This window comes from Ruegeria sp. YKSF57 (assembly GCF_059612585.1).
On the sequence record NZ_JBXWQW010000007.1, the window covers coordinates 68,365 to 89,869 of the forward strand.

The window sequence follows — 21,505 nt, forward strand, 5'->3', positions numbered from 1 at the left end:
CTGGTTTCATCAATCGGATTGGACGGGTTCATGAAAAAGATCGGCATTCTCGGCGGCGTCGGCTGGGCTTCGACGGTGGACTACTACCGGGCCATTTCCGAAGGAGCAGGTCGGCATTTTGCCAAACTCGGGCATGGCTCGCCGCTTCCGGTGCCACCAATGACCATCGAATCTGTAACTCAGGCCCACACCCGTGCGCTGCGCGGTCAGCCCGGCGATGAAGAAAGCTGGGCCGGTTTCGATGCCGTTTTTCGCAACGCCATGCTGGTTTTGCAAAACGCGAGTTGTGATTTCGCTATCATCGCCTCGAACACACCACACGCCCGGCTGCATGCCATTCGACGGGGTGTCGATATCCCTATCCTCAGCATCTTCGACGCCACTGCCAAAGCCACTGCAGCCACAAAAGCCGAGACCGCGCTGGTTCTTGGAACCTCCGTCACGATGCAGGCCAGAGATTACGCGGACAGGCTCTCGCGGGAAAACATCTCGGCAAATGCGCCCCTGTCCGACGCTGATATCGCCGAAATGCAGGCGATGATTGACAGCGATTTCTACGGCGGCGCGTCTAAGACGGCCCGCGACAGGCTTTTGGCATATTGCGACCGCCACGCCGAACCAGGCACTGCAATCCTGTTGGCCTGCACCGAATTGCCACTGGCCTTTCCCGAAAACTTGGATGACCCGAGCTTCCAAGCCGGTGGGCACCTGTTCATCAACCCTTCTGCCGCCCATGTCGCATCAGCGCTCCAAGAGGCGCTGGCCGACGATTGAGCGACCAGCCTTCATCTTTTAATTGATACTCCCGTCGCAAACACGCGCCGAAAGGCGCGTCATGTCATGTCAACCAGTTCACGGTACACCCGATCCGCTCAAAGAACGCCATGACATCATCTCGGGACATGGCAAGCGTACGGTCATTGACCAGAGGATGCATATAAATAACTTCGGCCTCTTTCGCAGCCGTGTCCATGAAGAAGCTGACCCCGTTTTCAACGCCGTTGATCATCGCCAGCGGACTGACCGCTCCGGGTCGAATGCCCAAATTCTGCATCAGGCGATCAGCAGAGCCAAAGGACAGGTTCCCGACGCCCAGCTCAGCTCCGAGTGCCTTCAGGTCGATTTCGCGGTTTTGCTCCAGCGTCACCAAATAGTTGCGTTTCTTCTTGTCGCGCAGATAAAGGTTCTTGATCCGAAGGGCGTTTTCGTCCGGAACCATGAATTGATCTTCAACGGCCTTCGACTCCTCAACAGTGCGCAGGGGAATATGCTTGTGCAATTTGTAGTTGATCTCCCATGCCGCAAGCTGTTCCAGCAACGCGTCGGAACTGAGCGGGAGACTGTCCTGAAATGCTGATGATGCGTCCATGAAACCCTCCTGAAATCGCGAAATGCTCATGACGCAACAGGTCGCGCAATGCAACCGCTTGATCCACGCGGTCAAACCGGTGTTAACCTCTGGTCATGAAAATCACGCGAAATACTCCCGAACAACTGATCCTTGCCGACACACCCTGGTTCATTGGCATCATGCTGATCTTCTTTATTCTGGCCTTCGTCGGCCCCGGTATTCTGTTGATGAGCACCGGTGGTGAGAACATCTGGTTTGGCTTGGCGTTTGCCGTCATGGGGGGTGGATTGGGGATTGCCGCCTTTTGCGTCTTTATTCGGCGAGTGCAGGTGATATTGGACCGGCACCGCAACCGCATCACCATCCGCCGCCAGTCGGTTTTTGGCTACGAAGCGGTCGAACACATATTGTCGAACCTGTCTCATGCAGAGATCGAAAGCACGACCGCCAAACGCGACAATGGAACAACGACGGTTTATCGCCCCGTTCTGGTTCTACGCGGCGGTATGAGCAAGGGCAGGCACCCAATTGTCGAGACATTTTCCAGCGGACAAGGCTCGCACCGGCTTGTCACGGCCGTCAATGACTGGCTTCCCGCCCGGGAGGTTGACTCAGACGGTAAATCGGCTTAAGCCCGCGCAAACATCCGGAAGTGTGAAACCTTCCGGTCCCTTGAGACATTCAGGGATCGCCCCCCACCAGCGAGTTTCGCCCGTGGGGGCAATTGTGTATTTAACCGGCGCGACCTAGCTAGGGAGTGCCACATCTAAACCGGCTAAGGAGGCCGAAGGCATGTTTGAAAATCTATCCGAACGCCTTTCCGGCGTCTTTGACCGGCTGACCAAACAGGGTGCCCTGTCCGAGGAAGACGTCAAGACCGCCCTGCGCGAGGTCCGCGTTGCCCTGCTTGAGGCCGACGTCTCGCTGCCGGTGGCGCGTGAATTCGTCAAGAAAGTGCAGGGCCAGGCGACCGGTCAGGCGGTGACCAAGTCGATCACCCCCGGTCAGCAGGTCGTCAAGATCGTGCATGACGCGCTGGTCGATACCCTGCGCGGCGAGGAAGACCCCGGCAAGCTGAAGATCGACAACCCGCCCGCCCCGATCCTGATGGTCGGTTTGCAGGGTTCGGGTAAGACCACCACCACCGGCAAGCTGGCCAAGCGCCTGAAAGAGAAAGAGGGCAAGAAGGTCCTGATGGCCTCGCTCGACGTTTATCGCCCGGCGGCGATGGACCAGCTGGCGGTTCTGGGCGCGCAGGTCGGCGTTGATACGCTGCCGATTGTACCGGGCCAGAAACCTGTCGACATCGCCAAGCGCGCCAAGCAGCAGGCCACTTTGGGCGGCTATGACGTCTATATGCTGGATACCGCCGGTCGCCTGCATATCGACGAAGTGCTGATGGACGAGGTCGAGCAGGTCCGCAATGTGGTTGACCCGCGCGAGACCCTACTGGTGGTTGACGGCCTGACCGGTCAGGTCGCCGTTGAAGTAGCCGAAGAATTCGACGCCAAGGTCGGCATCTCGGGCGTGGTCCTGACCCGGATGGATGGGGACGGACGCGGTGGTGCGGCGCTGTCGATGCGCGCGGTGACTGGCAAGCCCATTCGCTTCGTCGGTCTGGGCGAAAAAATGGACGCGCTGGAGACCTTCGAGCCGGACCGGATCGCCGGACGTATTCTGGGTATGGGCGACATCGTTGCCCTGGTCGAAAAAGCCCAGGAAACGATGGAGATGGAACAGACCGAGCGCATGATGAAGCGCATGGTCAAAGGCCAGTTCAACATGAACGACCTGAAGATGCAGCTGGAACAGATGATCCAGATGGGCGGCATGCAGGGCATGATGGGCATGATGCCGGGCATGGGAAAAATGGCCAAGCAAATGGATCAGGCGGGTCTGGACGACAAGATCCTGCGCCAGCAGATCGCCTTGATCCAGTCCATGACAAAACGCGAACGCGCCAACCCGCAACTGCTGCAAGCCAGCCGCAAGAAACGGATTGCAGCCGGTTCGGGGATGGAGGTCAGCGACCTCAACAAGCTGCTCAAGATGCACCGGCAGATGTCGGACATGATGAAAAAGATGGGCAAGATGGGTAAGGGCGGCATGCTGAAACAGGCCATGAAAGGGATGTTCGGCAAAGGCGGCCCCTCGCCCGAAGACATGGCAGCCGGCATGGACCCCAAGGCTCTGGAACAGGCGGCCAAGGCGATGGGCGGCAAAATGCCCGGCGGTCTGCCCGGTCTGGGCGGCGGCATGGGTCTTCCTCAGGGCCTGAGCGGGTTTGGCAAGAAGAAGTAATGAACGCCCCATCGGCATATCCCTGGGAGGCTCCGGCCACCGGCCCCGCAGCCGCGCTGGCTGCGCAGTTGGGTGCTTTGGTGCCGCGCATCGAGACCGCGCGTCTGATCCTGCGCGCGCCCGAGTTGCGGGATTTCGAGGATTATGCCGAAATTCTGGTGTCAAACCGCGCGCGCTATATGGACGGCCCGTTTGACCGCAAGGGCGCGTGGCAGGATTTCACACAATACGTTGCAGGTTGGATGCTGCGCGGCGCGGGCGTTTGGACGATAGAGGACAAGACCACCAGAATCGTCATGGGTTTTGTTTCGGTCGCCATGGAGTTTGGCGATCATGAGCATGAACTGGGCTATATGCTGACCGCCACCGCCGAAGGTCGGGGCGTCGCGTCAGAAGCCGTTGCCGCCGCGCGCAGCTTTGCGCTGAAAATCCACGATCTGCCCTCTTTGGTCAGCTATGTTGACCCGGACAATGCCCGCTCTGCGGCAGTGGCCCGCCGTGTCGGGGCATTGCGCGACACGCAAGCTGAAACTGCCTTCGACGAACCCATTCATGTGTATCGCCATTCTCCGAGTGACTCCAACGGCGGGATGGAGGCATACGCATGATCGACCTTCAAATTCCCACTCTGACAACCGAGCGCCTGATCCTGCGCGCGCCGTCTGTTGACGATCTAGAAGCGGAGGCCGAGTTTTTCGCCTCTGACGCGGCAAGGTTCGTCGGCGGGCCACTGCGCAAGGATGAAACCTGGCGATCGATTGCCATGTTGCTGGGCCACTGGGCAATTCGCGGTTTTGGTTTCTGGGGTGCCGAAGAAAAAGACACCGGCGCTTACGTAGGCCGGATCGGTCTTTGGTTTCCCGAAGGCTGGCCAGAGCCCGAAATCGGCTGGACACTGATGAGCCATGCCACTGGCAAAGGCTATGCGACCGAGGCCGCGCTGGTCGCGCGCAGCTATGCTTATGACGTATTAGGCTGGGAAACCGCAATTTCGCTGATCGATCCGGCAAACTTGGCCAGCAAAGCTGTCGCCAAACGGTTGGGTGCAGAGTTCGATTGCCACTATGAACACCCAAAATTCGGCACTACGGAAATCTGGCGACATCCCGCCCCGGCTGATCTGGTGAATGGCGGCGTGGAGGCCTACGCGTGACCAACTCCATCCCGACCCTCGAAACCAAACGACTGATTCTGCGCGGACCCGAGCCCGAGGATTACCCGAATTTCAAGGCCACGTTCACCAGCTATCGCGCCCGCTTCATGGGTGGACCGCTGAACCCTTATGAATCGTGGATGCTCTATGCTGCCGAGATCGGCCATTGGCAGATTCGCGGCTATGGAATGTGGATGATCCACGACAAAAAAACCGACAAGACCTATGGCATGGCCGGCGGATGGAAACCGGCGGGCTGGCCCGAGGCCGAGATCGCCTGGGTGATCTGGCCGGATGCGGCGGGTCAGGGCTATGCGCTTGAAGCCACCCACGCGGCGCGGCGCTACTTCTATGACATACTCGGCTGGGAAACCGCCGTAAGCTATATCGATCCGAAAAACCTCGACTCGATCCGTCTTGCGGAACGGCTCGGGGCCCAAAAGGATCACGAGGCAGCGACGATCGACGGCAGCGACGCAGTCTATCGCCATCCGTCGCCGGAAAAGCTGCGCAGCTCGCAGCTGGCGCATGGTATCGAGATGGAGATCGGACACTATGCCGACCCACTGTTCAAACCGAAAGGATGGGCCCTTGACTGAACCCATATCCGATCCCGTAGCACGCGCCGCAGAACTGCTGAAAGAGCACCGCGAAAGCATCGATCGCCTGGATGCGATACTTGTCTATACGCTGGGCGAGCGGTTCAAGCACACGCAGGCCGTTGGCAAGCTCAAGGCAGAACACGACCTTCCCCCGTCCGATCCAGCCCGCGAAGAGGCACAGATCGCACGACTAGAAGATCTGGCGAAAACGGCCGACCTGGACCCCGATTTCGCCAAGGCTTTCTTGAATTTCATCATTCAGGAAGTCATCAGACACCACAAGAAACACCAGGAATAACGGGATGCGTCCCGTCAACGCCATCAAAGGAGACACACAATGGCAATGAAAATTCGTCTGGCCCGTGGCGGCTCGAAAAAGCGCCCCTTCTATCGCATCGTGGCGGCTGACAGCCGCATGCCGCGCGACGGCCGCTTCATCGAAAAGCTGGGCACCTATAACCCGCTGCTGCCGAAAGACAGCGAAGAACGCGTGAAGATGGATATGGAGCGGGTCCAATACTGGCTGGATCAGGGCGCGCAGCCTACCGACCGTATCGCGCGCATGCTCGAAGCCGCTGGCGCCAAAGACAAGGCCGAACGCAGCAATCCGAAAAAAGGCACTCCGGGCAAGAAAGCTCAGGAGCGTGCCGAAGAGAAAGCAGCGAAGGCCGCTGAAGCCGCCGCACCGACCGAAGAATAAGCAGGGCGCGCGTGCAGGATCAGGTCTTCAGCGCAGATTTCCGCACGCAGTTCGACCTGTTGTTGCGGCTCCGGCGCGACGTGCGCCGGTTCCGCACCGATCCTGTGGACGAGGCAGTGCTGGCGCACTGCCTCGACGCATTTCGGCTAGCCCCATCGGTAGGATTGAGCGAACCCTGGCGCGTGATCCGCGTCGAAACCCAAGCGGCTCGCAGAGCTGCACTTGAGAATTTCGAAACCGCTAACGCCGAAGCGCTGTCTGGCTATTCCGGCGAACGTGCCCGGACATACAGTCGGCTGAAACTGTCGGGCATGAAAGACGCCCCAATTCAATTGGCGGTATTCTGTGATGATGCGACTGACAAGGGACAGGGACTGGGCGCGGCCACGATGCCCGAGATGCGGCACTATTCCGTCGTTGCGGCGATCACCCTGTTCTGGCTCAGCTTGCGGGCCGAAGGGCTGGGACTGGGTTGGGTTTCGATCCTTGACCCTGATCGGCTGAACCGCGATCTGGACGTGCCGGAAAATTGGCGACTTATCGGATATTTTTGTTTGGGCTGGCCGCACGAAGAATCCGACACGCCAGAACTGGAAACCGCAGGCTGGGAAGCACGTGACCAGCAACTGACAGTCCGAACACGGTAGAAGCATATGTTCAGGCCCATCCGACTAGTTCTGTTCATGGCAATCGCCTTTGTTGTCGGAGTATTGTACGAACGCAATGCTCATGCGGAAAGATGCCTTGATGCCGGGGGGCGTGTTGTGTCCAGACTATGTGAAGGAGGGCAAAGATGAGCGACCTGATTTGCGTCGGCACGGTTGCGGGCTCTTTTGGGGTGCGGGGCGAAGTGCGCCTGAAGAGCTTCTGCGCCAATCCCGAGGATATCGAAACCTACTCCCCTCTGACCGATGAAGGCGGCTCGGAGCGTTACCCCCTCATCATTACTCGCGCGATCAAGAGTGGTTTCTCTGCCCGTCTGGGTGGGGTCGAAACCAAGGAACAAGCCGACGCACTTAAGGGCTTGCGCCTGTTCGCGCGCCGCGATCAATTGCCTTCGTTGCCGGATGACGAATTCTATCATGCGGATCTGATCGGGCTTGAAGTGGTCGACACAGGCGGGGCGGTACTGGGCAAGGTCAAATCAGTCCAGAACCACGGTGCGTCCGACCTACTAGAAATTCAGGGGCCGGAGTTAAAAAACACCGTACTTTTACCGTTCACAATGGCTGCGGTTCCAACTGTGGATCTGACTTCTGGCCGCATCATTGCCGACCCGCCAGAGGGGTTGTTTTGAAACATGACCGACGCTCCCGCCCGTTCGCATGGCCGAAAGGCCATTCGCCCGTCTCTGAAACCCCGTGAGCTTATCGAGCCGACACCCGATCTGCACGGTGTCTGGAAGGCCAAGATCATCACGCTGTTCCCGTCGGCCTTTCCCGGCGTGCTCGGCGAAAGCCTGACTGGTAAGGCGCTGCAGGAAGGGCTGTGGCAACTCGAAACTATCGACCTGCGCCAGTTCGGCATCGGTAAGCATCGAAATGTCGACGATACACCAGCGGGTGGCGGGGCGGGCATGGTGTTGCGCGCCGATGTTCTGGGTGCCGCAATCGAACATGCGATGGACGGCGTTCGGGGTAATTGGCCCCTGATCTATCTCAGCCCACGCGGACGACGGATGGACCAGCCACTGATGGAGAACCTTGCACGATGCGAAGGCGTGACCCTTCTGTGCGGTCGGTTCGAAGGCGTCGACGAGCGCGTTCTAGAACACTATGGCGTTCAGGAAGTCAGTCTCGGGGATTTCGTGATGACCGGCGGCGAAATCGCTGCGCAGGCTCTCATCGACGCCACTGTTCGCCTGATCCCCGGCGTTCTGGGCAATCAGGCTTCGGCAGAGGAAGAGAGCTTTTCTTCGGGCCTGTTGGAACACCCGCAATACACCCGCCCCGCCGAATGGAAGAATCGGCCCATCCCCGACGTGCTAATGTCAGGTCACCATGGTAAAGTGGCCGAGTGGCGACACGATCAGTCGAAAGAAATTACCCGGACCCGCAGGCCGGACCTTTGGGAGACATACCAACGGGAGAAAAATCCAGCAAAAAACTGATCCGGTTCTAAATGAGGGCAAACATCCTCGTGTTGCCCTCATTTGATTTTGATATCCGAGCTATTCGTCAGTACCACGGATGCAAATTTTTGCGGTTTGCTATGCACTCAACGCTTCACTTGGCGCGTCGTATTCTTCATACCCCAACACACGAACTGATCCTGTCGCGACAAGCTGCTCGATTTCGCGCCTAGTAAGCGATGCGCGCGCGGTTGGTCCGAATCCTTCCCCGCCACGCACGCCCATCCGGGTCAACACGCGTGAAAGGCGTAGTTTTTGGTTAGCGCTTACAAGGGTCATCGACATTTCACCCGGATAGAAGCTCTCCGACGCGACCCCGTGAGCATAGACCAGCGCGTGTTTTTCCAGCAGGATATGGTAGTAGGTCACGCTTTCTTGCCCTTCCAGAACCGTTACGCCCGGATGGCCGACAAAGCCACACGCAGGCGCAAGGGCTTCGTCCACACCGAAATGCATCTCTAGCCCCGCTCCGGAAACGGCAATCTTGTGTTGCGGTGACAGGATCAGCGGCCGCGAAGGAAGATCCGCTCCGAATGCGCCGGTTTCGATCTTGATCGGGGCCACGTTTTGGTCTGCGTTCGACAGTTCATAACGGCTTGCACCAATCCAACGGATGGCCATCGGGGCGCCGTCTGCGACCAGAACAGTATCCCCAACCTGCATTTCCTCAACCGATACCTCTCCCCGAGGCGTCAGAATCTTCGTTCCTTCAGCAAAACACAGAGGTGTCGGAGGCGGATTTAGGTCAGTGTTCTGAACTTCGATGGCACCATTGCCAAAAGCATCCATTTCGGCCTGCGTCGCGTCGCTTTCCGGCAGGAATGTCAGACGGGTTGTTTCGCCAGCAGTCGGATAGTCATAAACGACGATAGTGTAGACCGGATCGCCCTCGAACTGGTCTGGAACCTGACCAGCCCCCTGATTGTTCAATGTGGGAAGCGTTGCGACCATGTCCAGCGAGAAACTGTAAACCTGCCCCCCAATAGACACCACAGTATCGGGGTCAGGCGTCACGGCATCGCCCTCAAGTACGAAATCCCCATCAGCTCCGCCGAGCGTTTGGTCGAGAAACTCGATCTGAACGGCCGGAGCACCCGTTAGGTTCAAGTTAGCGTTATTGGCCGTGTTGCTGTCGGTCCGCGCCCAGTAGATTTCTGCCATGTTGCCCTTCCCTTTTACTTGGCGTCAACTTTTGCCCGACCGGTGTCAAAAAGACGACGCGTATTTGTTAACATTGTGAAAACGGAGCTATGTCAAGCTTCTACGAGGGCTGTCAGCGTGAAACTTCGACACCGTCGTGAAAAAGTGACTTACCCCGGCATATTTGCGGCTTGCATTGCGCACAACAGAACATGCAATTGCCTTGCCCGAATCCCTATCCGATCTCTCCCGCCTTCCATCGCAACCAGACTTCGGGCCCGCTGCGAAAGACGTTGATATCGACCTTTCCGTTCACACCTGGAACCAGACCCGTTCCAGTATATTGCCAAAACCTCCAGAATGCCCCGGGATACACCTGACGCGGATGCCCAGCCACGGAACGTAGCCAGAAATCCGTTCCATGCAGCTTTCCGATTCCGGTGTCTCGATAGAAATCGACAGTGGTATAAACAATAGGACGTCGACCATAGTGCGCTTCGAGAATGGTCAGGAAACGTTCCGCCTCAGCTCTGATCTTGGTGCCATCCGGCCGCAGTGGACAGGTTTTCGAGCGGTGGTTCCATTCCATGTCCAGCACATGCGGCAGATCCGCTCCTTTGGGGACATGACGAATGAACCAACGCGCCTGTTCTGCTGCAGGGCGGCAGAAGTAAAAATAGTGATAGGCCCCCCAAGGCACCCCTGCCGCCTGCGCCCCGCGCCTGTGGTTGTCAAACATAGGGTCAACTACATCGCCGCCCTCGGTCGCTTTGATGAACACGAAATTTACGCCCGCAGATCTGGCGGTGGGCCAATCGATATCTCCCTGCCAGCGGGACACATCTATGCCATGAATAGGAAAGGACTCTGGGCCGCGTCCTTCCCAACTATGCGGGTCGGCATCGCCGAATTCGGGATAGGTCTCCAGGGTCAGGGCCATGGCTGAATAGTCAGTTTGCAGGTTGGGTTCAGATTCAGGTACGCGCCGCCCACATGATGCAATGACAAAAAGAGATAATAAAATCGGCAATAGAAGACGCATTGGACTGCTCCGACTCAAATGTTATTAGTGCTATTTGCCTCAGGCTGACAGGATGCGCGTTCTGCGTGGAAAGACAACATTCCAAGTTCATGAAAGTTGGAAATTCGCCGATCCACCACCACGAATGAGGGCTTGAATCCAAGCGCGTAATTCCGTAAACGACCGCAATCCGGAATCGCTTTTTGCGACTCCGGTGTTTTGGTTTGTTTCGCATCCTTTCGTCCGGCTTTCTTCAGCCCGGGCACTTGCGGGCAGGCTGAACCGAGGAAACATTCGACCTGACCTCTGGCGGGCTGCACACGCGGAACCCGATGAAGACCAAGAGCTCTCAGGCCGTTCTCAACTTCGTGGACCAACCACGAGCAGATAGGAGAATTGCGATGGACCTGATCGCACAGCTCGAGGCGGAACAGATTGCCGCCCTGGGGAAAGAGATCCCCGACTTCAAAGCCGGCGACACCATCCGCGTCGGATACAAGGTGACCGAAGGCTCGCGCACCCGCGTACAGAACTACGAAGGCGTCTGCATTTCGCGTAAGAACGGCAGCGGAATTGCCGGTTCGTTCACCGTTCGCAAAATCTCGTTCGGCGAAGGTGTGGAACGTGTGTTCCCGTTGTATTCGACCAACATCGAAAGCATCACCGTCGTTCGCCGCGGTAAAGTCCGCCGCGCCAAACTGTATTACCTGCGTTCGCGCCGCGGCAAATCGGCCCGGATCGCAGAAGTTACCAACTACAAGCCCAAGGCTGGCGCCGAGGCGTAAGGAGCGGAAAGATGAAAAAAGACATCCATCCCGACTACCACATCATCGACGTCAAGATGACCGACGGCACTGTGGTTCAGATGAAATCCACCTGGGGCTCCGAGGGTGATACCCTGGCCCTGGAAATCGACCCCTCGTCGCACCCGGCATGGACCGGCGGTTCGTCGCGCCTGATGGACGCGGGCGGTCGCGTTTCGAAGTTCAAGAAGAAATACGAAGGTTTGGGCTTCTAATCCCGTCACCTTCTCAAAACAAAGGCCGCCCGAAAAAGGCGGCCTTTTCTTTTTCCCGACCCCGGCTCAGGTAAGATCCACCGTGTCTGCATCAGGCGCGTTTTTCTTGACCGACTCGATGCCGTTGTCCCGCGCAGCAGCGCTTTCATAGACTTCGCTGGTGCCTATGACCTGACCATTGGTAGCTTTCAGGTTGAACATCCATTTGCCGTTGCTGGTATCCTTGCGCTCGAATCGCGCGTCATCTTGTGCGTTCTTCTGCACAGACTCGATTCCGTTTTCAGCGCTGGCGCGTTGCTTGTAACCTTCGCTCGCCAGAATGACCTGTCCGTTGCCTGCTTTGAGTCGGAAACGGAATTCACCGGCCTTATCCGTGTAAAGCTCAAATTTCCCTGCCATGATCTGAAAACCTTTCTTGTTGACGATAAGATTTAGGAAATCTACCCGCGATGGCCGCATTGGCAAACCTTTTCCGACCGTTACGTGGAGCCAAGGGTTTCTGTCCTGCCGCAGGGGCGCTTGCATAGGTTTCCGCAAGGCGGAAATTCGACACGAAGTACAGGTGACTCTGCTTCCCTTCGCCATTCACACAACATATAGTGTGCGGCAACAATTCGCCGACAAGGGCGTGGGAGACGAGAAGGACAGGCATGGCACACATTATCGTGGTCGGGAACGAAAAAGGTGGCGCGGGTAAATCGACGGTTTCGATGCATGTCGCTACGGCGCTTGCCCGTCTTGGCCACTCGGTCACGACACTGGACCTTGACCTCCGCCAACGTAGCCTGGGCCGGTATTTCGAAAACCGGCGCAACTTTCTGAACGGCGAGACGCTGGCGCTGCCGAGCCCGGACCATCACGATCTACCCGAAATCGACCCGGCCACATTGAAGCCCGGAGAAAACATCTATGACCATCGCCTGTCGGCTGCCGTATCCAGACTGGAGGGAGACAGCGATTTCATTCTGATCGATTGCCCTGGCTCGCACACCCGTCTCAGCCAAGTGGCGCATTCACTGGCCGACACGTTGATCACCCCTCTCAATGACAGTTTCATCGATTTCGATCTTCTGGCGCGTATCGACAGCAAAGGGGAAAAGATACTCGGTCCGTCGGTTTATTCCGAGATGGTGTGGAACGCGCGACAGTTGCGGGCACAGGCAGGGTTGAAACCCATCGACTGGGTGGTGGTGCGCAACCGCGTCGGCACCCAGCGCATGGTGAACAAGGAAAAGATGCAGCGCGCGATCGAGATGCTGTCCAAGCGCATCGGCTTCCGCATCGCTTCGGGCTTTTCCGAGCGGGTCATTTTCCGCGAATTGTTCCCGCGCGGCCTGACCCTGCTGGACCTAAAGGACATTGGCGTCAAGCAGCTCAACATCTCGAACATCGCTGCGCGTCAGGAACTGCGCGACATGATGCGAGAACTGAACCTGCCCGGCGTCGAAGTGGACTTCTAATCCGGTTTCCGGAACAACGTGAACAGTTCCTTCGGCTCGGTCACCCCACGCAGCATGTAGCGGCCCAGTGAAACCAGTTCATGCTCGCAACCTTCGGCGGCACGGGCGACGTCGTCGGACATCAAAATGCTTTGATCCAGCGCACGATGCATCCCGGCAATCCTTGACGTCTGGTTCACGGCAGGCCCGATTACAGTAAAATCCAGTCGGCTTTCAGCACCGATGTTGCCGTAAAGGACTTGTCCTGAATGCAGTGCAAGAGTGAAACTAGTTGTCGGCAGCCCCGCCTCGGCCCGCTCCATGTTCATTTCATCCATCCTGTTCTGCAACAGGGCAACCGCCTGCAGTGCCGCCAAGGCATCTTCGCGACTATCACCCACGTCGAAGATTGCCATCAGGCCATCACCCATGAATTTCAGGATGTTGCCACCACAGTCATGCACAGCACCAACCGCCACCGCCAGATAGTCGTTCAGCATCGCTATGATGTCAGGGCCGGGAATGCGCTCCGACAGGCTAGTGAAACCCGCCAGATCGAAGTTCCAGATCACTGCGTCGATTTCTTGCAGCGATCCACGCCTGATTTCACCGGACAAAACGCGCTGCCCTGCATCCCGGCCGAGATAGACCCGCAACAAATCCTGCGCCATCTTGCGATTTGCGGCGGATTTCAGGGCAAGTCCCAAGTGTGGCAAGGCTCTCCGGATTACATCCAGATCGGCGTCCCGAAACCCTTCGGCGTCGTCGGTTGTCCAGGATAGCAATACACCTTCGGGCGTGTTTTCGGGGTCGATGACAGCACCCGGTTCCGTCTTTTCCAGGATCAACCCCATCGCAAAATAGTCAGTTGCCCCGCGTTGATACATGTCGTTGAGAAAAGGGAACCGGCTGGGTTCGTTCCGGTCAATCAGACGTTCGCGCAATTCGCCGGCGCCGGACCGGAGCAACTCATAAAGTGGGCTGCGCGTCCATCGCTCCTGCGGCGTATCACTGTGTTCGTAGTTTTCCAGTTCACTGCCCAGATCGCGGTTCCAACTGAACCCTGTTCCTCCATAAATCGGATGAAACGCGCTTTGCGCTGCGTGAAAGCGCATGAGCGGAATGCCTAATTCGACCAGCCGCTCGCAATATCCTTCAAGGATCTCTCGCTGCCCTGCGCCTTCCAGGCCCCGATCCATGAGCCAGCGGACAAGGCGATCGCTATCGCCGGAATGCAGGGATTTTGACATGAATAACTCAGGCATGATACGGCCCATGTGGTGACGATAGCAGCATATTGCCAGCCTCTCACTCCATCCCTGCCAGTCTGCGAAGCATCATTCGCAGCAACGCCGCCTCTCCCTTGGTGAAGTGAGATGCCAGTTTCGCGTCATATTGCTCTGCTATTCCGCGCAGCTCGCGATAAACTGCAAAACCGGCTGTCGTCAGCGCCAATCGCTCTACCCGCCGGTCCTTGTCGTCGCGTTCCCGTGTCAGATAGCGCCTCTGTGCAAGCTTGTGGACGGCGCGGCTGACCTTGGTCTTGTGAATCTTGGCGCGTTCGCCGATTTCCTTGGCCGTTATCTCGCCGTGAATGCCCAGGTGAAACAGCACCCGCCATTCGGTACGCAACATGCCATAGCGATTCTTGTAGACTCGCTGAAACTCCAACGAACTTTCCTCAGCCGCCTGATTCAGCAGGAAAGGCAGGAAATTTCGCAGGTCGAAGTCATCTTTTTCGGTGATTTTCTCGTTTGTCATGCTTGTTAGTTACAAAATCAACTATTATCCGACAAGCAGTAAACGGAGGAACGCGCAATGAACCGTCCGGCTGACCCGCACGAAATGACCCAGGCCAGTACGCCTGTGGGCACGCATCCCGGCTATATGCCCGGCTTTGGAAACGACTTTGAAACCGAGGCCCTGCCTGGTGCCCTGCCGCAGGGTATGAACAGCCCGCAAAAATGTAACTATGGACTATATGGTGAACAGCTCAGCGGAACGGCCTTTACCGCGCCGCATCCCGAGCGGACCTGGTGCTATCGCATCCGGCCTTCGGTCAAGCATTCGCATCGGTACGAAAAGATCGACCTACCCTTTTGGAAATCCGCGCCATGCGTAGATCCGGACGTAGTCAGCCTTGGCCAGTACCGCTGGGATCCGGTCCCGCATTCGGACGAAGGCCTGACATGGCTGACGGGCATGCGTACTATGACCACGGCCGGAGACGTGAATACGCAGGTAGGCATGGCAAGCCATATCTATTTGATCACCGATTCGATGGCCGATGATTATTTCTATTCCGCCGATTCCGAATTGCTGGTGGTTCCGCAGGAGGGACGCCTGCGCTTTGCCACGGAACTGGGCATCCTCGATCTTGAACCCAAAGAGATCGCCATCATCCCACGCGGGCTTTTGTACCGTGTCGAAATACTGGAAGGTCCGGCCCGTGGTTTTGTCTGCGAGAACTATGGTCAGAAGTTCGAACTGCCCGGGCGAGGTCCAATCGGTGCCAACTGCATGGCCAATCCACGCGACTTCAAGACGCCGGTCGCCGCGTTCGAAGACCGCGAGGTTGCATCCACAGTCACGATAAAATGGTGCGGTCAGTTTCACACCACCAGAATCGGACACAGCCCACTGGACGTGGTGGCCTGGCACGGCAACTACGCGCCATGCAAATACGATCTGCGCAACTATTGCCCGGTTGGCGCGATCCTGTTTGACCATCCAGATCCGTCGATTTTTACCGTCCTGACTGCACCCTCAGGTCAGCCGGGCACGGCCAATATCGACTTTGTCCTGTTCCGCGAACGCTGGATGGTGATGGAGGACACGTTCCGCCCGCCCTGGTATCACAAGAACATCATGTCGGAACTGATGGGCAACATCTATGGTCAGTATGACGCCAAGCCGCAGGGCTTTGTGCCCGGCGGGATGAGCCTGCACAACATGATGCTGCCGCATGGGCCTGACAAAGAAGCCTTTGAAAAGGCGTCGAATTCGAACCTTGGGCCGGACAAGCTGGAAAACACCATGTCCTTCATGTTCGAAACCCGTTTTCCGCAGCATTTGACAACATTTGCCGCCAACGAGGCACCGCTGCAGGATGACTATATCGACTGCTGGACGTCGCTTGAAAAGAAGTTCGACGGCGCACCTGGAAAGAAATGAGGACGGCGGGTTCGCCTCCGTCGCACCACGACAAGGAAATGATATGCCTTTGATGAAATCCTGGGTAGCTTCGGCCAATGATGCCAACCACCCGTTTCCGCTGAACAACTTGCCCTATGGGGTTTTTTCAACTGCCAGCGAAGAGCCCCATTGCGGCGTCGCCATCGGCGACATGATCCTGGACGTCACCGAAGCAGAAGCCGAAGGTCTGATCGCCCTGGCCGAGATTCCGCTGTTCGACGTGCCCTACTGGAATGATCTGATGGAAGAAGGCCCCGCCGTCTGGGCAGCGCTGCGAGAGCGCCTGATCGCCCTGCTAGGCGAAGGATCAGCAGAACAGGACAAGGTCGAAGCGCTGCTTGTTCCAATGGCCGAAGCCGAGATGCACTTGCCTTTTGCGGTCAGCGAATACACCGATTTCTACGCGGGTCGGAACCATGCGTTTAATGTGGGCACCATGTTCCGTGGCCCGGAAAACGCGCTGCCGCCGAACTGGTTGCACATTCCGATTGGCTATAACGGACGGGCGTCCTCGGTCGTGGTGTCCGGAACGGATATCCGTCGCCCTTGGGGACAGCTGAAATCCCCCGATCAGGACCTGCCCGCCTTTTTGCCCTGCCGCCGGTTCGATATCGAACTTGAGATGGGCGCGATCGTCGGCACGCCCTCGGATGGCCCGATCACGGTGCAGGAAGCGGATGACCACATCTTTGGTTACGTCCTGCTGAACGACTGGTCGGCGCGCGACATCCAGGCATGGGAATACCAGCCACTGGGTCCGTTTCAAGCCAAAGCAACCGCAACCTCGATCAGCCCTTGGATCGTGACCAAAGCAGCCCTTGAGCCGTTCCGCTGTGACACGCCAGCCCGCGAGTTCGCGCTATTGGACCACCTCAAGGATTGTGGCCCGATGTTGTATGACATCGATCTCGAAATAACCATGGCGCCGAAAGGCAAGGACGCCACAACCATCGCGCGGACGAATTACAAGGAAATGTATTACTCCGCAGCGCAGCAACTGGCCCATCACACCACTTCGGGTTGCCCGATGAATGCGGGTGATCTTCTGGGGTCCGGTACGATTTCAGGTGCGGCCAAACCCGAACGCGGCTCACTTCTGGAACTCAGCTGGGGCGGCAAGGAGCCGCTGACGCTGGACACCGGAGAAACCCGCAGCTTCATCGAGGATGGCGACACACTGACTCTGAAGGGCTCTGCCAAAGGCGACGGTTACACCATCGGTTTCGGTGATTGCGTCGGAACCATCCTTCCCGCCCTTGAAAACGCCTACGCACGGTAAGGAACTCACCATGGCCAAAGCATTCGCGTCCCAGGGGGACATGTCGGAAAAGAAAATCTCGTTCACCGAAGTGGGTGAAGGGCTCTATGCTTTCACCGCCGAGGGCGACCCGAACTCCGGCGTCATCATCGGCGATGACAGCGTGATGATCGTCGAGGCGCAGGCGACTCCGCGTCTAGCCAACAAGGTGATCGAATGCGTGCGGTCTGTGACCGACAAACCGATCACCCATGTGGCGCTGACCCATTATCACGCGGTGCGGGTATTGGGCGCCAGCGCTTTTGGCGCGCAACAGATCCTGATGTCTGACATGGCCCGCGCCATGGTGGTCGAACGCGGTCAGGAAGACTGGGACAGCGAATTCCAACGTTTCCCGCGTCTTTTCGAAGGCCATGAGAGCATCCCCGGCCTGACCTGGCCCACAACCACCTTCAGCGACACGATGACCGTTTATCTGGGCAACCGCCGGATCGACCTGATGCATCTGGGGCGCGCGCATACCGCCGGTGATATCGTGATCCATGTGCCAGACCAGAACGTGATGTTCACTGGCGACATCGTTGAATACCACTCGGCCTGCTATTGCGGCGACGGGCATTTCAGCGACTGGGGCGACACTCTCGACGAGATCAAGTGGTTCGATGTCGACGCCATCGCACCGGGACGAGGCGATGCGCTGGTTGGCAAGGACATGGTCAATGCCGCCATCGAAAACACCCGCGATTTCGTCGAAAGCACCTACCGCCCGGCAGCCAGGGTCGCGGCGCGAGGCGGGTCTCTCAAAGAGGCATGGGACGCAGTGCGCGCCGAATGCGACCCGAAATTCGCCGACTACGCGATTTACGAACATTGCCTGCCCTTCAACGTAGCGCGCGCTTATGACGAGGCACGCGGCATTGATACCCCACGCATCTGGACCGCCCAACGTGATCTGGAGATGTGGGAGGCCCTGCAGGGCTGACCTTGTCGTGGGCGACTTTGATCCAGATCGTGTCGCCCTGTTGAAAACGATGAGACGATAAACCAGACCCTTCGGCGCGCTCGTGGCGGAGGAAAGGAGAATTGCGCCTTTTGCGCAGAGCAAATGGGAGGAGAGCCCGTGAACAAAATCTTCGAAGTGCCGCTTTATGCCTATGAGCGCAGTCCCGACCAGGATGCGTCCGCCCCGGTACGCCACAAAGTGATTGTCGTCGGTGCCGGCCCGATCGGTCTGGCCGCCGGCATCGATCTGGCCCAGCAGGGGATCGAGGTCGTCGTGCTGGACGACAACGACAAGGTCAGCTTTGGCAGCCGCGCCGTGTGCTATGCCAAACGTCCGCTGGAAATCCTCGACCGGCTCGGCTGTGGCCAACCGATGGTCGACAAGGGCGTCGAATGGAACATCGGCAAGGTCTTCTTTGACGACCGGCAGGTTTATGATTTCAACTTGCTGCCCGAAGAAGGGCATCAGCGCCCCGCCTTCATCAACCTTCAGCAATACTATTTCGAAGAATACATGGTGAACCGGGTCCGCGAGTTGCAGGCCGAGGGTGCGCCCATCGAAATTCGTGGCCGTAACAAGGTCGAAGCCGTAGGCACTCATCCCGACCACGTGAAGGTCGAGGTGGAAACTCCAGAAGGTTCCTATACGCTCGAGGCAGACTGGCTGATCGCCTGTGACGGCGCGGGCTCGCCCATCCGGGCGATGCTCGGCAAGGATTTCGTCGGACGGGTGTTCGAAGACAACTTCCTGATCGCCGACGTCATCATGGAAGCCGACTTTCCAACCGAACGCTGGTTCTGGTTCGATCCGCCGTTCAACAAAGGCCAATCAGCGCTGTTGCACAAGCAACCCGACAATGTGTGGCGGATCGACTTGCAACTTGGCTGGGACATCGACAAGGAACGCGAAAAGCGTCCCGAAAACGTGATCCCTCGCCTCAAGGCGATGCTGGGCGAGGATGTGAAATTCGAGCTGGAATGGGTCTCGATCTATACCTTCCAATGCCGCCGGATGGAGCAGTTCCGTCACGATCGGGTGATCTTTGCCGGCGATGCTGCTCACCAGGTCAGTCCGTTTGGCGCCCGAGGCGCGAATTCGGGCCTGCAGGATACCGACAACCTGATCTGGAAACTCAAACTGGTGCTTGAGGGCAAGGCCCCCGAAAGCCTGCTGGACAGTTATGACTATGAACGCATCCATGGTGCTGACGAAAACATCATGAACTCGACTCGCTCGACCGACTTCATCACACCGAAATCGGATATGTCACGCATCATGCGTGACGCGGTTCTGGACCTTAGCGAGCGTTATGAATTCGCGCGACCGCTGGTAAATTCCGGCCGTTTGAGCGTGCCCTGCACCTATGACGGCTCGCCGCTGAATTCTGCTGATGCGCTGAACGGTCCGGCCCGCACGCGGCCTGGTTCCCCATGCCCGGACGTCAAACTTAAGGATGGGTATTTGCTGTCGATGCTCGGTGACAAGTTCACGTTGCTCACCATCGACGCGGACGCCCCCGACACAATCGACGAAGACGGGATCGTGGTCGAACGTCTGGCGCTTTCGGTCAAGGATGATCCGACGCTGGAACTCAAACGCCGCTATCTGGGGGATGCCGACAGCGGCGTCTACCTGATCCGACCGGACCAGCACGTTGCTGCCCGTCGTGATTCATTCGAAGAAAACTCGTTCCGGCATGCCATCCGCCGGGCCACCGGCAAGGAGTGAGACCATGGCCGATCTGATCCTGAAACCCAATATCGACAAAGCCGACGATTTCTATGCCGCACTTCTAGCAGCCCACGAAGGGCTGGAGAAAGCCGACAGCGACGCATTGAACGCCCGACTTGTTCTGGTTCTGGCCAACCATATCGGTGACCAGTCGGTTTTGAATGAGGCTATCAAAGCCGCCATGCTCAAGGAGGAGCGAATCCTATGAAAATCGAGAAAATTCATCATGTGGCGTACCGATGCAAGGACGCCAAGGAAACCGTCGAATGGTACGGCAAGATGCTGAACATGGACTTCATTCTGGCGATTGCCGAGGATCACGTTCCATCCACCCACGAGCCTGACCCATACATGCACCTATTCCTGGATGCGGGCGACGGCAACGTGCTGGCGTTCTTCGAACTGCCGACCAAGCCTGAAATGGGTCGTGATCCGAACACGCCGAAATGGGTGCAGCACATCGCTTTCAAGGTGAAGGATCGCGATGAGTTGCTGAAGTTCAAGGACCACCTCGAAGCCAACGGCGTCGAAGTTCTGGGTGTCACCGATCACTCGATCTTCCACTCGATCTACTTCTTCGACCCCAGCGGCCACCGTATCGAACTGGCCTGCCCGGACCCGGAAGAGGAAAAGATGCTGGCCAAGCTGAATGACGTAAAATGGGAGATGCTGGAAGAATGGTCAAAGACCAAGAAGGCACCCAAACATGCAGACTGGCTGCACGCCAAGGAACTGAGTAACCTCTGAAGACAGGGGTGACACGATACAGGCAACCGGCCCCGCACCGGTTGCCTTGTCATTTGGGAGACCAGGATGAACGATGTAGTGCTTTATGATTACTGGCGGTCATCAGCCAGTTACAGGCTGCGGATCGCGCTCAATCTGGCGGGGATTGCCTTTCGTTCGGTTGTAATCGACCTGACCAAGGGCGAACAGCGTAGCCCCGAACATCTGGCCCGCAATCCGCAAGGCTTTGTCCCGGTTCTCGAAATCGATGGTCTAAAGCTCACGCAGTCCCTGTCCATCCTGGACTATCTTGACCAAACACGGGGCCTGAACCTGCTGCCTAAAGACCCTGCCCAACGCGCCAAGGCACAGGCTCTGGCGCACTCGATTGCGGTCGACATCCATCCCGTCTGCAACCTGCAGGTTGCAAAACACGCCACAATGCTGAGCGGTGGCGCCGAGGGCATGCCCGGCGACTGGATGCGCCATTTCATCCGCCCCGGGTTGGTCGCATTCGATACACTCTTGTCCGAATACTCTCAGGCTCCCTATTGCACTGGCTCTGCACCCGGTCTGGCTGATATCTGCATGATGCCCCAGATCTACAACGCCCGCCGTTGGGATGTTGAGATTTCGGATCTGCCGCGCCTGCTGGCGGTCGAAGCCGCCTGCGCGGATCACCCGGCCTTTGCCGCAGCTCACCCCGACGAAAATGCACCCACAGCGAACTAAAGAG

27 protein-coding genes are annotated in these 21,505 nt (G+C 57.8%); 21 read left to right on the forward strand and 6 right to left on the reverse strand.

The features are described from left to right. The first annotated feature begins 30 nt into the window (after nt 1-30). On the forward strand, nt 31-774 hold the full coding sequence (locus tag AC2FLX_RS04525) for an aspartate/glutamate racemase family protein (protein ID WP_496810293.1): 744 nt from the start codon (nt 31-33) through the stop codon (nt 772-774). Nucleotides 775-838: 64 nt separating this feature from the next. Here AC2FLX_RS04525 and AC2FLX_RS04530 read toward each other — a convergent pair whose 3' ends face one another. After that, a complete protein-coding gene (locus AC2FLX_RS04530; RefSeq protein ID WP_480750674.1) occupies nt 839-1,369 on the reverse strand; it encodes a prolyl-tRNA synthetase associated domain-containing protein in 531 nt (176 codons plus the stop codon). A 95-nt stretch (nt 1,370-1,464) separates the two neighbouring features. On the opposite strand from AC2FLX_RS04530, the gene AC2FLX_RS04535 reads away from it, so the two are divergent. The 10 genes from AC2FLX_RS04535 (at nt 1,465) to trmD (ending at nt 8,217) form a co-directional block, all read left to right on the forward strand. Beyond that, entirely contained in the window at nt 1,465-1,983 is a 519-nt protein-coding gene (locus AC2FLX_RS04535; protein WP_480750675.1) for a hypothetical protein, read from the forward strand. A gap of 160 nt (nt 1,984-2,143) precedes the next feature. Then, nucleotides 2,144-3,652 (forward strand): signal recognition particle protein, encoded by a 1,509-nt coding sequence (gene ffh / locus AC2FLX_RS04540; RefSeq protein ID WP_496810294.1) that lies wholly within the window; start codon nt 2,144-2,146, stop codon nt 3,650-3,652. Beyond that, nucleotides 3,652-4,260, forward strand: coding sequence for a GNAT family N-acetyltransferase (locus AC2FLX_RS04545; protein WP_496810295.1), 609 nt, complete (start codon nt 3,652-3,654; stop codon nt 4,258-4,260). Before ffh ends, AC2FLX_RS04545 begins: the two co-directional genes overlap by 1 nt. Further along, a complete protein-coding gene (locus AC2FLX_RS04550) occupies nt 4,257-4,805 on the forward strand; it encodes a GNAT family N-acetyltransferase (RefSeq protein WP_496745978.1) in 549 nt (182 codons plus the stop codon). The genes AC2FLX_RS04545 and AC2FLX_RS04550 overlap by 4 nt, the downstream gene beginning before the upstream one ends. Next, nucleotides 4,802-5,404, forward strand: a complete 603-nt coding sequence (locus AC2FLX_RS04555) for a GNAT family N-acetyltransferase (RefSeq protein WP_496745976.1) — start codon at nt 4,802-4,804, stop codon at nt 5,402-5,404. Before AC2FLX_RS04550 ends, AC2FLX_RS04555 begins: the two co-directional genes overlap by 4 nt. Next, nucleotides 5,397-5,705: a chorismate mutase gene (locus AC2FLX_RS04560; RefSeq protein ID WP_496745974.1), complete on the forward strand. Its 309-nt coding sequence runs from the start codon at nt 5,397-5,399 to the stop codon at nt 5,703-5,705. Before AC2FLX_RS04555 ends, AC2FLX_RS04560 begins: the two co-directional genes overlap by 8 nt. Nucleotides 5,706-5,744: 39 nt before the next feature. After that, nucleotides 5,745-6,107 carry a 30S ribosomal protein S16 gene (gene rpsP, locus AC2FLX_RS04565; RefSeq protein WP_496810296.1) on the forward strand — a complete coding sequence of 121 codons (363 nt, stop codon included), beginning with the start codon at nt 5,745-5,747 and terminating at the stop codon, nt 6,105-6,107. A gap of 11 nt (nt 6,108-6,118) precedes the next feature. Further along, a complete protein-coding gene (gene bluB / locus AC2FLX_RS04570) occupies nt 6,119-6,754 on the forward strand; it encodes a 5,6-dimethylbenzimidazole synthase (protein ID WP_496745972.1) in 636 nt (211 codons plus the stop codon). Between the two features lie 146 nt (nt 6,755-6,900). Beyond that, nucleotides 6,901-7,404 carry a ribosome maturation factor RimM gene (gene rimM / locus AC2FLX_RS04575; protein ID WP_496810297.1) on the forward strand — a complete coding sequence of 168 codons (504 nt, stop codon included), beginning with the start codon at nt 6,901-6,903 and terminating at the stop codon, nt 7,402-7,404. A gap of 3 nt (nt 7,405-7,407) precedes the next feature. After that, a complete protein-coding gene (gene trmD / locus AC2FLX_RS04580) occupies nt 7,408-8,217 on the forward strand; it encodes a tRNA (guanosine(37)-N1)-methyltransferase TrmD (RefSeq protein WP_480750684.1) in 810 nt (269 codons plus the stop codon). A 99-nt stretch (nt 8,218-8,316) separates the two neighbouring features. Here the strand turns inward: trmD and AC2FLX_RS04585 are convergent, their stop codons facing one another. Then, nucleotides 8,317-9,399: a Hint domain-containing protein gene (locus tag AC2FLX_RS04585; protein ID WP_480750685.1), complete on the reverse strand. Its 1,083-nt coding sequence runs from the start codon at nt 9,397-9,399 to the stop codon at nt 8,317-8,319. Nucleotides 9,400-9,613: 214 nt separating this feature from the next. Next, nucleotides 9,614-10,318 carry a glycoside hydrolase family 25 protein gene (locus AC2FLX_RS04590; protein ID WP_496810298.1) on the reverse strand — a complete coding sequence of 235 codons (705 nt, stop codon included), beginning with the start codon at nt 10,316-10,318 and terminating at the stop codon, nt 9,614-9,616. Between the two features lie 482 nt (nt 10,319-10,800). Between AC2FLX_RS04590 and rplS the strand changes: the two genes are divergently transcribed. Together rplS and rpmE are read left to right on the forward strand one after the other, a co-directional pair. Next, nucleotides 10,801-11,184, forward strand: a complete 384-nt coding sequence (gene rplS / locus AC2FLX_RS04595) for a 50S ribosomal protein L19 (protein ID WP_480750687.1) — start codon at nt 10,801-10,803, stop codon at nt 11,182-11,184. 11 nt (nt 11,185-11,195) lie between these two features. Then, nucleotides 11,196-11,417: a 50S ribosomal protein L31 gene (gene rpmE / locus AC2FLX_RS04600; RefSeq protein WP_480750688.1), complete on the forward strand. Its 222-nt coding sequence runs from the start codon at nt 11,196-11,198 to the stop codon at nt 11,415-11,417. Between the two features lie 66 nt (nt 11,418-11,483). Here the strand turns inward: rpmE and AC2FLX_RS04605 are convergent, their stop codons facing one another. Next, nucleotides 11,484-11,816 (reverse strand): YegP family protein, encoded by a 333-nt coding sequence (locus tag AC2FLX_RS04605; protein WP_480750689.1) that lies wholly within the window; start codon nt 11,814-11,816, stop codon nt 11,484-11,486. A gap of 251 nt (nt 11,817-12,067) precedes the next feature. On the opposite strand from AC2FLX_RS04605, the gene AC2FLX_RS04610 reads away from it, so the two are divergent. Next, on the forward strand, nt 12,068-12,877 hold the full coding sequence (locus AC2FLX_RS04610) for a division plane positioning ATPase MipZ (RefSeq protein WP_480750690.1): 810 nt from the start codon (nt 12,068-12,070) through the stop codon (nt 12,875-12,877). Here the strand turns inward: AC2FLX_RS04610 and AC2FLX_RS04615 are convergent. Together AC2FLX_RS04615 and AC2FLX_RS04620 are read right to left on the reverse strand one after the other, a co-directional pair. After that, complete coding sequence (locus AC2FLX_RS04615) at nt 12,874-14,106, reverse strand: adenylate/guanylate cyclase domain-containing protein (protein ID WP_496810299.1); 1,233 nt, start codon at nt 14,104-14,106, stop codon at nt 12,874-12,876. The genes AC2FLX_RS04610 and AC2FLX_RS04615 overlap by 4 nt on opposite strands. 58 nt (nt 14,107-14,164) lie before the next feature. Continuing rightward, complete coding sequence (locus tag AC2FLX_RS04620; protein WP_496748287.1) at nt 14,165-14,617, reverse strand: MarR family winged helix-turn-helix transcriptional regulator; 453 nt, start codon at nt 14,615-14,617, stop codon at nt 14,165-14,167. A gap of 57 nt (nt 14,618-14,674) precedes the next feature. Here AC2FLX_RS04620 and hmgA point away from each other — a divergent pair, with 57 nt between their 5' ends. From hmgA to maiA, 7 genes are all read left to right on the forward strand, one after another. After that, entirely contained in the window at nt 14,675-16,030 is a 1,356-nt protein-coding gene (gene hmgA, locus AC2FLX_RS04625; protein ID WP_496810300.1) for a homogentisate 1,2-dioxygenase, read from the forward strand. Between the two features lie 43 nt (nt 16,031-16,073). Next, the gene (fahA, locus tag AC2FLX_RS04630) at nt 16,074-17,330 is read left to right on the forward strand and encodes a fumarylacetoacetase (RefSeq protein ID WP_496810301.1); all 1,257 of its coding nucleotides are present in this window, start codon (nt 16,074-16,076) and stop codon (nt 17,328-17,330) included. Between the two features lie 10 nt (nt 17,331-17,340). Then, entirely contained in the window at nt 17,341-18,291 is a 951-nt protein-coding gene (locus AC2FLX_RS04635; RefSeq protein WP_480750695.1) for an MBL fold metallo-hydrolase, read from the forward strand. 138 nt (nt 18,292-18,429) lie between these two features. Beyond that, the gene (locus AC2FLX_RS04640) at nt 18,430-20,040 is read left to right on the forward strand and encodes an FAD-dependent oxidoreductase (RefSeq protein WP_480750696.1); all 1,611 of its coding nucleotides are present in this window, start codon (nt 18,430-18,432) and stop codon (nt 20,038-20,040) included. Between the two features lie 4 nt (nt 20,041-20,044). Then, complete coding sequence (locus AC2FLX_RS04645) at nt 20,045-20,251, forward strand: DUF2783 domain-containing protein (RefSeq protein ID WP_496810302.1); 207 nt, start codon at nt 20,045-20,047, stop codon at nt 20,249-20,251. Then, the gene (locus AC2FLX_RS04650; RefSeq protein ID WP_480750698.1) at nt 20,248-20,790 is read left to right on the forward strand and encodes a VOC family protein; all 543 of its coding nucleotides are present in this window, start codon (nt 20,248-20,250) and stop codon (nt 20,788-20,790) included. The genes AC2FLX_RS04645 and AC2FLX_RS04650 overlap by 4 nt, the downstream gene beginning before the upstream one ends. 66 nt (nt 20,791-20,856) lie before the next feature. Further along, nucleotides 20,857-21,501: a maleylacetoacetate isomerase gene (maiA, locus tag AC2FLX_RS04655; RefSeq protein ID WP_480750699.1), complete on the forward strand. Its 645-nt coding sequence runs from the start codon at nt 20,857-20,859 to the stop codon at nt 21,499-21,501. Nucleotides 21,502-21,505: the final 4 nt, after the last annotated feature.